The organism is Bacteroidetes bacterium GWF2_43_63 (assembly GCA_001769275.1).
GTDB lineage: Bacteria > Bacteroidota > Bacteroidia > Bacteroidales > DTU049 > GWF2-43-63.
In genome coordinates this window covers 37,718-50,677 of the sequence record MEOQ01000039.1, presented here as the reverse complement: position 1 = coordinate 50,677, position 12,960 = coordinate 37,718, and the positions used below count along the sequence as shown (strand labels likewise).

12 protein-coding genes are annotated in these 12,960 nt (G+C 43.1%); 9 read left to right on the top strand and 3 right to left on the bottom strand.

Translation table 11 applies throughout. The features are described 5' to 3' along the window. Nucleotides 1-248 precede the first annotated feature (248 nt). The 9 genes from A2W93_07140 (at nt 249) to A2W93_07100 (ending at nt 10,469) form a co-directional block, all read left to right on the top strand. Nucleotides 249-2,498, top strand: coding sequence for a RelA/SpoT family protein (locus tag A2W93_07140; GenBank protein ID OFY53784.1), 2,250 nt, complete (start codon nt 249-251; stop codon nt 2,496-2,498). 86 nt (nt 2,499-2,584) lie between these two features. Then, complete coding sequence (locus tag A2W93_07135) at nt 2,585-3,082, top strand: transcriptional repressor (protein ID OFY53783.1); 498 nt, start codon at nt 2,585-2,587, stop codon at nt 3,080-3,082. Nucleotides 3,083-3,113: 31 nt separating this feature from the next. After that, entirely contained in the window at nt 3,114-4,400 is a 1,287-nt protein-coding gene (locus A2W93_07130) for an adenylosuccinate synthase (protein OFY53782.1), read from the top strand. A gap of 5 nt (nt 4,401-4,405) precedes the next feature. Next, nucleotides 4,406-5,908, top strand: coding sequence for a hypothetical protein (locus A2W93_07125; GenBank protein ID OFY53781.1), 1,503 nt, complete (start codon nt 4,406-4,408; stop codon nt 5,906-5,908). Nucleotides 5,909-5,958: 50 nt separating this feature from the next. Next, nucleotides 5,959-7,461, top strand: coding sequence for a hypothetical protein (locus A2W93_07120; protein ID OFY53780.1), 1,503 nt, complete (start codon nt 5,959-5,961; stop codon nt 7,459-7,461). Nucleotides 7,462-7,621: 160 nt separating this feature from the next. Further along, nucleotides 7,622-7,975 (top strand): hypothetical protein, encoded by a 354-nt coding sequence (locus A2W93_07115; GenBank protein ID OFY53779.1) that lies wholly within the window; start codon nt 7,622-7,624, stop codon nt 7,973-7,975. Nucleotides 7,976-8,105: 130 nt separating this feature from the next. After that, on the top strand, nt 8,106-8,576 hold the full coding sequence (locus A2W93_07110) for a hypothetical protein (protein OFY53778.1): 471 nt from the start codon (nt 8,106-8,108) through the stop codon (nt 8,574-8,576). 101 nt (nt 8,577-8,677) lie between these two features. After that, nucleotides 8,678-9,862, top strand: a complete 1,185-nt coding sequence (locus A2W93_07105; GenBank protein OFY53791.1) for a hypothetical protein — start codon at nt 8,678-8,680, stop codon at nt 9,860-9,862. Continuing rightward, nucleotides 9,849-10,469, top strand: a complete 621-nt coding sequence (locus A2W93_07100) for a ribonuclease H (protein OFY53777.1) — start codon at nt 9,849-9,851, stop codon at nt 10,467-10,469. The genes A2W93_07105 and A2W93_07100 overlap by 14 nt, the downstream gene beginning before the upstream one ends. Nucleotide 10,470: 1 nt before the next feature. On the opposite strand, the gene A2W93_07095 is transcribed toward A2W93_07100, so the two are convergent. Genes A2W93_07095 through A2W93_07085 form a run of 3 tightly spaced genes read right to left on the bottom strand, consistent with a single transcriptional unit; the run spans nt 10,471 to nt 12,926 of the window. Continuing rightward, nucleotides 10,471-10,692: a hypothetical protein gene (locus tag A2W93_07095; protein OFY53776.1), complete on the bottom strand. Its 222-nt coding sequence runs from the start codon at nt 10,690-10,692 to the stop codon at nt 10,471-10,473. 54 nt (nt 10,693-10,746) lie between these two features. Next, nucleotides 10,747-11,391: a hypothetical protein gene (locus A2W93_07090; GenBank protein OFY53775.1), complete on the bottom strand. Its 645-nt coding sequence runs from the start codon at nt 11,389-11,391 to the stop codon at nt 10,747-10,749. A 2-nt stretch (nt 11,392-11,393) separates the two neighbouring features. Next, complete coding sequence (locus A2W93_07085) at nt 11,394-12,926, bottom strand: GH3 auxin-responsive promoter (protein ID OFY53774.1); 1,533 nt, start codon at nt 12,924-12,926, stop codon at nt 11,394-11,396. Nucleotides 12,927-12,960 lie beyond the last annotated feature (34 nt).

The window sequence follows — 12,960 nt, the reverse complement described above, 5'->3', positions numbered from 1 at the left end:
ATCATAGTGTAATACGGTTTAGTGATGAAATATTTGGCTAAAATATACAACTCCTGAAATTTAACTTTTAATGGTTTAATGTATACTAACATTGTGGTTTAGTCAGGACTTCCTGTTAAATTAATTGAAATGCATACCATCATTCATCCTTTGATTTGCATTCCGGACATATTTGCCGAAAATATTGCGACGATTCTGAATTAATCAAAAGTAAATTCTCATGAAAGCTCCAATTTGCTATTTTTGCAATAAAAAAGATGGAGTTTGGCCTTACCGAGATAGAAAAGAAAGAGTTATTGAAGCGTTACCGCGCTTTGTTGAAGGTGTGCAAGCCCATCACAGATTCAAAAGACAAAAGGCTGATCCGCAAAGCATTTAACCTGGCAGCCGAAGCCCACAAAGGTATGCGCCGCCGCAGTGGCGAACCCTATATTTTTCACCCTATGGAAGTGGCCATCATCTCTGCCGGAGAAATTGGCCTTGGCACAACTTCTATAATCTGTTCTCTGTTGCATGATGTTGTTGAAGACACAGATTATACGCTCGAAGATATCAGTGGTCTCTTTGGACCAAAAGTGGCCTCTATTATTGATGGCTTGACAAAAATTTCCGGAATCGTTGACAACTCAGATTTTGGTCCGTCGATTCAGGCCGAAAATTTTAGAAAAATATTGCTCACTATGGCCGAGGATGTCAGAGTTATTCTGATCAAATTGGCCGACCGGCTGCATAATATGAGAACCCTGGAGCACATGCCTCCGGAAAAACGACTAAAAATTGCCTCGGAAACAGCATTCCTTTTCGCACCGTTGGCTCACAGACTTGGCCTATACATCATCAAAAGCGAAATGGAAGATCTGGTGCTGAAATACACTGAGCCCCAAATTTACGAAACCCTTACCCAAAAGCTTATTGAAACCGAAGAGGACCGGCGTAAATTTATTCATCAGTTCATTAAGCCTGTTGAATCCTTGTTGAAGAAAGAAGACCTGAACTTTAATATCATCGGCAGAACAAAAAGCATCAATTCCATTTGGAAAAAAATGCAGAACAAGAGTATTCCTTTCGAGGAAGTCTACGACATTTTTGCGATCCGTATTATTATTGATGCTGACGATCCTCAGAAAGAAAAGATAGATTGCTGGAAAGCATATTCACTGGTGACGCAGGTGTACACTCCCAACCCGGAAAGACTGCGCGACTGGATATCGGTACCAAAGGCCAATGGTTACGAAGCATTGCACACCACCGTAATGAGCGATGCCGGTAAATGGGTCGAAATCCAGATCCGCTCCTTTCGCATGAATGAGATTGCCGAAAAGGGATATGCCGCTCACTGGAAATATAAGGAAAACAAGGATGGGATGGAGAACTCGCTGGATGACTGGTTAAAGAAAATTCGCGAGCTTCTTCAGCGACCCGAGGCAAATGCACTCGATTTTCTGGACGACTTTAAACTAACACTCTTCGCAGACGAAATATACTTGTTTACCCGGACCGGCGAACTCCGCAATCTGCCTAAGAATTCCACCATTCTCGACTTTGCTTATTCCATCCATACTGATCTGGGAAATAAATGCATCGGCGCAAAAGTCAATCACAAACTTGTTCCCATCAGTCATGTGCTGAATAGCGGCGACCAGGTTGAAGTTCTCACCAGCGACAAGCAATCGCCCAAAGAAGAATGGCTGCAGAGTGCAGTCACCGCAAAAGCGAAGTCACAGATAAAAATGGCGGTTAAGGAAGAGCGTCGTAAATCGATTGATCGCGGTCGCGATATGGTTACCCGCATGTTCGGACAGGTGAAACTGGTTTCTGATGAAGTCGTACTTCTTGAATTTGCCAAATACATTGGAGTCCAGAGTGTCAGCGAAATGTTTTATGAAGCCGCCCGTGGCAAAATAGACATTAAAGTAGTGAAATCGTTTGCTACCGTTCACGATCGTTCGGGTTGGCTGCAGTATCTCAGAATGCCTTTCATGCGAGGTAAAGCCGGGGCTAAGCCAGGGACTGAAAAAACCCGTGGTATTCGCAGAACAAAAGGAGTAGACCTGAATGTTGAGTCCAAAATATCATACACCATTGCCGATTGCTGTAATCCAATTCCCGGCGACGAAGTAGTGGGATTTGTAGTTTCTGAAAATACACTCGAAATTCACCGGGCAAACTGTGCAAATGCTGTGCGGATAAGTGCCAGATATGGCGACCGCATTAAGAAAGTGCAGTGGAATGATTCCAAACTCATCACATTCAAAACAGCCATTCAGGTTTCCGGGATGGATAAAATCGGCATTCTTCGCGATATCAGCAGGCTTTTGTCAGAAGAGAATAACCTCAACATCAGTTCTATTTTCCTGGAAAGCAAAGGAGAAACATTTGAAGGAAGAATCATCCTTTTCGTAAATGATACCGAGCATCTCAAAAACATGATTTCACAACTTAAAAAGGTTGATGGGGTTCAGCGGGTTTTCCGCCTGCGTCTTTCCGAAAATCAATAGCAATCCTTGTTAATTTATCATTGTCAGGTGAAAATCTTATTTATTCTAAATAAAAACAATTTTTATCTTTACTGAAATTTTTCGTGATGGATAAGAATGCCGATCATCAGCATAAGGTGGACAGTTATGACAATGTGAAGCAGATTTTCACTGAGTATCTGAGCCGTACAAAGCATCGGAAGACCCCTGAAAGGTTTACGATTCTGAAAGAAATATACAGTCAAGCCGGACATTTCGATATAGAGTCTCTGTATATCCGAATGAAGAACAACCGGTATCGGGTGAGCCGTGCCACGTTGTACAACACAATGGAGTTGCTGCTCGAAAGCGGATTGGTTGTGAAGCACCAGTTTGGACAAAACAGCGCTCAGTATGAAAAATGTTTTTGCTTTCAACAGCATGATCATGCGATTTGTATGAAATGCAATAAGGTTATTGAATTCTGTGAGCCCCGCGTGGGTGAAATAGAAAAAACGTTGCAAAACTCATTTGGGTTTCACGCTTCAAGCCATTCACTCGTCTTTCATGGAGTTTGTGAAGAATGTGCCAAAGACAGCAAGAAGCGCTTTGAAAAGAAGGATTAATTTGTTAATTTTGTAAATTGAATAAACCTGTATGAAAGTTGACGTGATTTTAGGCCTGCAATGGGGCGATGAGGGTAAAGGAAAAATTGTTGACGCTTTAGCGCCGCAATATGATATTATTGCCAGATTTCAGGGTGGACCCAATGCCGGTCATACCATCATTTTCAATGACCGGAAGTTTGTTTTGCATACTGTCCCCAGTGGAATATTCAGAAGCAATATTCTCAATATCATTGGGAATGGGGTAGTGATTGATCCTTTTATTTTCTTTGATGAAATCGATACTATTCGCGATGCCGGATTTGATCCGGTTTCGAATCTGGTAATCAGCCGCAGCGCTCATCTCATCATGCCTACACACAGGCTACTGGATGCAGTGAACGAAGCAGCTATGGGTGAGAAAAAAATCGGCAGCACGCTGAAAGGAATTGGCCCTACCTATACCGACAAGTATAAGCGCGTTGGACTGCGCGTTGGTGAAATTCTGCACGCTGGGTTCAGAAGTGAATACCAATCACGAAAGGATGCTCACATGCACCTTATCGCCAAATCAGGGGTCGATTATAAAAACATAACGCTTGACGGCCGTTCATTCGATGACTATGAACAGGAATGGCTGAAAGCCGCTGACAAGCTAAAACAGTTCCGTATTGCTGCCACTGAAATTGAAGTGAATAAAGCCATCGCAGCAGGCAAAAGAGTTCTTGCCGAAGGCGCTCAGGGCACTTTGCTTGATGTTGATTTTGGATCTTATCCTTTCGTGACATCTTCAAACACAATGACAGGGGGCGTCTGCACCGGTCTCGGAGTAGCACCTGGCCATATAGGCAAGGTTTTTGGTATCTTCAAAGCTTATTGCACCAGGGTTGGCAACGGGCCTTTCCCAACAGAACTTTTTGATGATATGGGCGAAATGATACGCAAAAACGGCAACGAATTCGGCGCTACTACCGGCAGACCGCGAAGAACGGGCTGGCTTGATTTACCGGCACTTCGTTACTCGGTGATGCTGAACGGGGTTACTGATTTGATTATGACAAAAGCCGATGTGCTTACAGGAATCGAAACCATTAAAGTATGTGACTCGTACAAATGCGAGGGTGTAACCTATGATATGCCTGACATTCCAGCCGGTTTTGAACCTGAAATAATCACTAGAAATCTCAAAGGATGGTCAGCAGATTTAGCAAAAACAGCCGATCCTTCACATTTCCCTGAAGAACTTGCAAGTTATATCAGTTTTGTGGAAAATGCTGCTGGTGTACATCTTTCCCACATCTCTACCGGACCAGGAAGAGATCAAATAATTAAACTTTAGTCACTATGAAAAAAGTACTTCTCGGTTTCATCATGCTATTGTCAATACAATGCATTGCATGGGCGCAGATTCCGGTTAAGGAAAGCGACGTTCCTGAAATAGTGAAAAGCAAACTGCCTAATCTGTTTCCGGGTGCTACCGGTGTGCAGTGGACCAAGCACAACACCGACTTTCATGCAGCATTTAATTATGACGATATTAATGTTGTTGTGAAATTCTCCGAATCCGGCCGGTGGATAAATTCCGAATCCGAGTACAAACTGGTGGATTGCCCAAGATCAATGCAGAAACATGTAACGACTGGCTTTGCAAACACGAAAATTGTAAAAATTATTCTTTCCGAAAACAAGGACGTTTCAGAGTATAGTGTTCAATTAAAGGACACAATTACCAACCAGCTTTTGTTTGCTATATACGACATTTCGGGTGCGTTTGTCCGAAAGAGTGATTCGAAAGGCAGCGAGATCGACTTGCAGCTTCAGGGAGCAAATGAGCGCGGAAAGCTAGCTGTTCATCCAAAAGAGTTGCCATCATCGATAAACTCCTATGTAATCATTAACTACACAGAGTATTCCATTCGGGAAAGCTATATTGTAAACAACGAGAAGTATCAGAATGCTTATTATGTTGTTCTAGGCAAACCCGATGATAAAGCTGCAGTTGAGTTGTGGTTCGATTATCAGGGTACTCCGATTTCCGGCGCCAATAAGCCAATAAATTCCGATGCGGGCCAGAATGACAAAGATTCGAAAAAAGATCAAAAGAAACTGGGCAGAAATCCTTTCCCTCAAAGTAAAGTTCCAGCTGTGGCAGTACAGGCATTTACCAAAAAGGAACCTAAAGCTGAAGAGGTGCGCTGGGACACAATTGCAGGGCAGTATGTCGCTACATATTACAATCCGGTCCGAAGCACCGAAAACCGGATGCATTTTGATTCAAAAGGAGTTTATGTAATGTCAGCAACAGTTCTCAACCCAAAAGATCTTTTACCGATGATACAGAATTATCTGGCAAGTAATTATCCGGATCTTGAAATTGAGTCTGCAGAAAACCTGCTTTATGCCGACAAGAGTAAATTCACTTTGGTAAGACTATTTGGTCCGACATGGATGAATGATCCCATGGTTTTTCATGAAATATTTTTCTCAACCAGCGGTCGTCTTGAAAAAGAAGTCCTTGCCAATTATGTTGATGCGGAAGATGAATATTTGCGTGAGAAAAAAGATAACCAGCATGCCGTTTTCAATGAGGAGACCGAGGAAGACGACCTTTCAATGGAAGAAGGAAATATGATGGATGGTCAAAGTGTTTCTTTTAAAGAACTACCCTCGCAGTCATCAAAATATATTTCAGAAAACTATCCGGATTGGTCATTTACAGACGGGATAATGATTAATGATGAAAACCAGCTTAAATACAGTGTTTTCATTAAAAAGACAGGTTACCGTGAGCGCAAAAGGCTATTGTTCGACATGAAAGGGAAATTTCTAAAAGAAGAAGATCTTTGAGAAGTCTTGGGTGTACTGTAATTCTGGCAATTTTATTTTGCGGATTTTCATTGAACCTTTCCGCTCAGGAAAAGAAAAAGATTCTGCTCAAGTCGGCGAATGTTCTTGAATATAACCGACCGGTCGATCCTGATGTTCAATTTCTCAAAGGGAATGTTGTGTTTCAGCACGAAAATTCGATGCTGTATTGCGATAGCGCATTGCTTTACATCAACAAAAACTCGATGGATGCATACGGCAATGTTCATATCAGAGTGTCGGATGCAACTCAGATTTATGGCGAAAAACTTCACTATGACGGCAATGAAAAAAAGGCGGTCATGGAAGAGGACGTTGAGCTCATTGATAACAACATTGTTCTGCATACCGAGAAGCTGTATTACGATATTGGCACCGGAGTTGGCTATTATCTCGACAGTGCTGAAATTCAGGATCCGCACAACAAATTGGTAAGTAAGCACGGCTATTATTATTCCGGCCGAAAAGAGTTTTTTTTCAGGCATGGCGTTGTTGTTACCGGGAATAATTTCCGACTGACATCGGATAGTCTGATGTACAATACAGCGACAGAGCAGATCGATTTTTATGGGAATTCCCACATCAAGAGCGACAGTACGGATATTTACTGCGAATATGGGTGGTATAACACATTGACCGACCAGACTAAACTTTTTAATCGGGCAAAACTCATCAACGGCACATCAGTGCTCGAAGGCGACACATTGTATTACGATAAAAAGCTCGGTATAGGTAAAGCCAGAAGGAATGTGGTTTTCCGCGATACGCTCGAGAATGTGCTGCTGCTTGCTCATAAAGCTGATTTTACTGAAAAGGACAGCTCTGTACTTGCTACCGACAGTGCTGTTTTTGTCACCTGGGAAAAAACCGATTCGCTCTATTTGCATGGTGATACGCTTTACACAACGAAGGACAGTGCATTGGGCCGCACAATTCAGGCCTATTACGGAGTACGTTTTTACCGGTACGATATGCAGGGTGTTTGTGACTCTCTTTATTATTGCGAAAAAGATTCCCTGATGCGGATGTTTGATAAACCATGTCTGTGGTCAGATTCGACGCAAATGACAGCCGAATATATTCAGTTTGCCATTGACCGCAATGCAATCAAAGAGCTGTTGATGAAAGATAATGCCTTTATAGTCTCGTTTTATGAAGAGCTGGATTTTCAACAGGTAAAAGGATCGCGTATGAACGGCTATTTTATCAACAACGATCTGGACCATATGCTGGTTACAGGAAATGCGGAAGCCGTTTATTTTATCGAGGACGACAATGGAGCCAAAACAGGGATCAACAAATCCGCGTCTTCATCCATGGATTTGTTTTTCGAAAACAGCACTGTAATTGCCATAAACATGGCAGGATCTCCACAGGGAACCATATATCCGAACAAGGAATTATCCGCCGATCAGCGCAAACTGGCCGGATTTGAATGGCGGGCTTCGTTGCGGCCAATGAACAAAAACGACATTTTCCGAAAAGCCGCTCCTGTCAACAGTGGTGGTGTTATTCGGGGAGGCGATAATCCGTGATCTGAAGCCGGATCCCAGAGATCTAATCAAATGCTTTTTTCGACAACAAATGCTTACAAATATTTATAAGCATTTATATCCGTTTATAAACGACAATAAGTAATTAATAACCGGATAATCGGGAGAACCGGTTGCACCTTTGTGACATGAAACTTAAAAAATAAATGTCATGAACAAAGTTGAATTAATCGGGCGCGTTGGCAAGGATCCGGACGTCCGTGAAACAAAAACCGGAAAAAAAATGTTGTTTTTTTCACTTGCAACAAACGAAAGCTACATGAATGCCATGGGAGACACGGTGCAGAATACCATCTGGCATCGGATTGTATTATGGAGCGAAGTAGTTTTGACATGCGAAGACATTGTGAAGAAGGGCCATTGCCTGTATATTGCGGGAAAACTGAATAACCGCAACTGGGTGGACAAAGATGGTCAGAAGCGCATTATTACAGAGATTGTGGGTCAGGTTGTCGAACAGCGGGTGCCCGGTCAGGACATGGGCGTTCTGGGGTAAAACTGTCGCCATTTTGCAGACATTGGGGCGGGCCTGATTAGTGTTTCAGAGCTGCAGGGAGTGCCCGCCCCCTTTTTTTTGAATCCCCTTGTTTCGCAAAAAACCACTACCTTTGCAAAAACTTTTTAGCATGAAAAAGATATTTGCAATAATGGCTTTGGTTGGTCTAGTCATGACGTCTTGTTCTGAAGACGGTGACGGAACACCTGTGATAATCAATCCGAATGCAAAAATGATGTGCAAAATTGATGGTGTCCAGTGGACAGCTTTGACTCGGGTTACAACCAATACCGCCGGCGGTTTTTCCATCAATGGAAGTGCATTGCAGAGCGATGCTCTTGATATTACTATTGTTGGTGAAACAACCGGTACCTACACACTGGGCACAATGCAGTTTAATTTCAGTGCTTCATATAGCCCCGTGGCATCCAATACCGATAGTCTTTATACTGCTATTAATGGCACTGTAGTTCTTTCTGAAGTGGATCAGACAAACAGACGGATTTCAGGAACATTTAATTTCAATGCGATAAATGTCAAAAACGCCGCTTTGAACAAATCGATTACAGAGGGCCTGTTCACCTCACTTTCTTATAATTGATAAAAAACAAAGTGCAAAACTGGTCTGCAATTGGGAATGAATAGTTGCAGACTTTTTTTGTGAAGAAATCACGAATAACAATCTCAGACAGCTTTCACAATATGCCGACTACGATACACCATTACACATTTAAAACACTTGCTGGTCTTGAGCCTTTGCTCGAGAAAGAACTTAACGATGCCGGATGCGCAAACATAGAACCCGTCAAGCGGGGATTCATGTTCGAAGCCGACGAAGCAATGATGTACAGACTGAATTACACTTCGCGTTTCGGCATCAGATTGCTGGTCGAAGTGCTTCGATTTTCGTTCACCGACAAAGAAGAATTCCTCAAGAATATTCGCTCGTTTGAGTGGGATACTTACGTTGGGGCCGACAAAACAATAGCCGTCGATTCAGTGGTCACTTCCAGTCCTGTTTTTAATAATTCGCATTTTGTTGAGTTACTGACAAAGGATGGAGTCGTTGATTTTTTCAGGAATCGCTACGGGCTCAGGCCTTCTGTTGACAAGGACAATCCGGACCTGCTAATAAATATTTACGTCAACAATGACGAATGTGTTGTATCGGTGGATAGTTCCGGAAAATCCCTCCATAAGCGCGGATACAGAGTTGCAGCGCACGTTGCTCCGTTGAATGAGGTTTTGGCAGCCGGTATTATCGGGCTGTCGGGCTGGAAAATGGACTGTGACTTTATTGATCCGATGTGCGGGTCAGGCACAATTCTGATCGAAGCGGCCATGATGGCCAATAATATTCCGGCAGGTTATTATCGCAGTGATTTTGGATTCATGCACTGGCAAACGTTTAAACCAGCAATGTTTGAGCGGATTAAGAAAGAGGCAGATGCACAAACCAAAGAATTTGAATTTCAAATAATTGGAGCAGACCGCGCCGATGAATCGTTGAGGGCCGCCAGTGCAAATATCCGAAAAGCACGTCTGGACAGAGACATAGAACTTGATCGCCAGAATTTCTTTGAAATCGCTCCCGAAAACCCTTCACACATTGTCTTCAATCCACCGTACGATGCACGAATGCCAATAGAAAACAGCATTGAGTACTACAAGAAAATCGGCGATACCATCAAGAATAATTTGCAGGGATCGAAGGTCTGGATGATTGTCGGAAATGAAGAATTGTGGAAGAGCATCGGATTAAAAGCTACCATTAAAATACCGTTGCTGAATGGCATGATTGAAAGTCGGCTGTTGTGCTTCGAAGCTTATCAGGGAAGTCGCCGCCCGGTTTCGGGACTAAACGAAAAGCCGGATGTCGAAGAATAAGAATAACTTTTATGTTGTTTGGGTTGGTCATGCACCAGGCATTTATTCGAATTGGGATAAATGCCGTGCGCAGATCTCCGGGTTTGCGGGTGCAAAATACAAAGGTTTTATCACCAGACAAGAAGCTGAAAAGGCTTATGAATGCGGCTATGAGGAAATCATTAAACCTCGGAAACAAAAAATTATCGATCCATCACTTCGGCCGCAGGAATTGTGTATCTGCGTTGACGCAGCGTGTAGTGGCAATCCTGGAGTTATGGAATATCAGGGTGTCTGGGGCCAGAATGGAGATCTGATTTTCAGGGAAGGTCCGTTTAAGGATGCGACCAATAATATTGGAGAGTTTATCGCCCTTGTTCATGGCCTTTCGTGGCTCAAAAAAAACAATCTGAACATTCCATTGTATTCGGACTCGCGAACAGCCATGGCGTGGTTAAGAAACAAAAAAGCCAAAACAAAACTTGAGAGAACGCCGAACAACAGCAAAGTGTTTCAGTTGCTGCATCGTGCAGAGGCATGGTTGATGGAAAATCCCGTTCACAACGAAGTGAGAAAGTGGGAAACCGATTTGTGGGGTGAGATCCCAGCCGATTTCGGCAGAAAATAACCTATTCGTTTTCAGGAACAGGAACGCCGTACTTGGTCTGTATGGGTTCAGGAGTGTCGGTCGGAACGCCGTATTTAGTTACAGGTTGGTCCTGATAGCTGTCGCTTGGCGGCCCATATTTGGTTTGCTGCTGCCTGTTTTTACAAGAGTTTGAAACCAGGAAAAGCGCTGCTGCTGAAAAGATCAGCAGGAAAAATCGAATCACTTTTGAATAGGATTTCATAGTAGCAGTGTTTTGTCAAAGATAATCAATCTGAGAGATTCAATCAATAGGGATTTACAAAAGTAGTCTGATTATTAGTACAATTCCAAAAACAGCCAGCGATATTCCGACAATTCGGTTGATCAGAAGTTGAATTCGAGGACGCAAATATTTTTTGATTTTGTAGCCTACAAAGCTCTTCAGCACATCCATTAAAAACACTGTAATGATAGTGCCGGACAGAAAAACTGTGGCGGTTTCTTCCAACTTGCCATATTCGGCAATCTGACTGATATATCCGATAATTGTCAGCCAGAACAGGATAATAAAAGGATTTGCGATATTAAGGAAGAAACCCTTTGCGAGAAACGTAATAGGTCTGACTACCCGTGCTGGTCCGGGCGACTTTGATGCTCGTCGTTTCAGAACTTCCGGCTTTTTAAAAAAGGTATAGACTCCATACATAACGAGTATAATCCCTCCGACCAAGCCTGCATAGACCTGATTTTTCCCACTTTCGATAACCGCCGACAAACCCAGATAGGAAATGGTAATAATGAACAGATCGCTAAACGCAACACCAATGGCGATAAGGAATGCAGATCTGAATCCACGGTCGATTGAGGTTTGAATAATGGTAAAAAATGCCGGCCCAAGGGTAATGCTCAGCACCAAACCAAGCAATATACCTTCGATGAATATACCGAGCATTTCTAGCATGCTTATTTATTTATAGTTTTTAGAAATTCGAGCCAGTCCGGAAGGTGTTTTTTCATGACGCGTGGAAATTTGACCTGAGCGCCAACTTTGCCTTTCGACTTCATATAATCGTAGAAAACATCCAGTGGAAGAACCTCTGCTTCCACTTTCCGAATTGCGGCAATTCGTTCAACGCGGTAGTCGTCATTAAGATGCTTCAGATTGTTGTCTATTGCTCTGGCTGCTACTTCCGGATCTATGGTGTCGTTGGTGCCAATCCACCATTTGTGTCTGAACATATTGTCATGAGGCAGCCCTGCAACAGTGAATTCGGCAACCGAAATATTGTAATCATGTTCAAGCATTTCAATGGCTCTGTTCATGTTTTCCTGCGACAAATGCTCACCGCAAACACTCAGATAATGCTTGGTACGCCCAACAATGTGAATCTGGGCTTTTGAGAGGTTGGTGAATTTCACGACATCACCAATCAGATAGCGCCAGGCGCCAGCTACAGAGCTTATCAGTAATGCGTATTCCCGACCTTCTTCGACCTGATCAATGGTAAATGCCTCGGCATTGGGATTAATATTTCCCTCGTTGTCGAAGTTATTATCGTTGAAAGGAACAAATTCAAAGAAAAGGCCGTTGTCGAGAACCAATGCCATTGAGTCGCTTTTAGGATCATCCTGGTAGGCGATGTATCCTTCTGATGCCAGATAGGTTTCAATGTAAATCAGTGGCTTCCCAAGCAGCTTCTCGAAGCTTTTAGCATAAGGTGCAAAGCTGACTCCCCCATGGGTGAAAATGGACAGGTTTGGCCACATTTCGTGAATATTATTCAGATTGTAGCGCTCGATTATTTTGGTCATCAGAATTTGAAACCAGGCGGGAACTCCCACTATGGCCCCAATGTCCCATTCAGGTGCTTTACGCACTATTTCTTCAATTTTTGTTTCCCAGTCACGCTCACGGCTGATGCGTTTTCCGGGTTTGTAGAAGTGCTGAAACCAGAAAGGAATGTTGCCGGTTGTGATTCCGGATAAATCGCCTTCGTAATAAGTACCGTTGTAATGAAGATGTGTGCTGCCGCCCAGCATAAGTATTCCGCGTTTGAAAAAATCGGTTGGAATATCATAGCGGGCCGATGCCACCAATGTCCGGATGCTTGTTTTTTTAATGGCACGCAGCATTTCGGGCGTCACTGGAATGTATTTACTGGTTGCCTCGCTTGTGCCAGAACTCAAGGCAAAATATTTCACACGACCAGGCCAGCTAACATAAGCTTCGCCTGTGAGTGTGCGATACCACCAGTCGTTGTGCATTTTATTGTAATCGTGAATCGGAACAGACTTCTGAAACGCCTTAATTAAATCAGAATCCTTGAGTGTTTCAGAGAAATTGTAATGCTCTCCAAAAGCAGTCAATTGCGCCTTGCGAACGAGCTTCTTAAGTACTTTTTTCTGTTGCGCAATGGCTGAAGGCTTCCGCTTTTCGACGGGCATAATATTCTTCAACTCTATCGCACTTTTGATTAACGTACCAATAATTGGCATGGCAGGTAGTTTTGGCAAAATTAGTGATTTTATA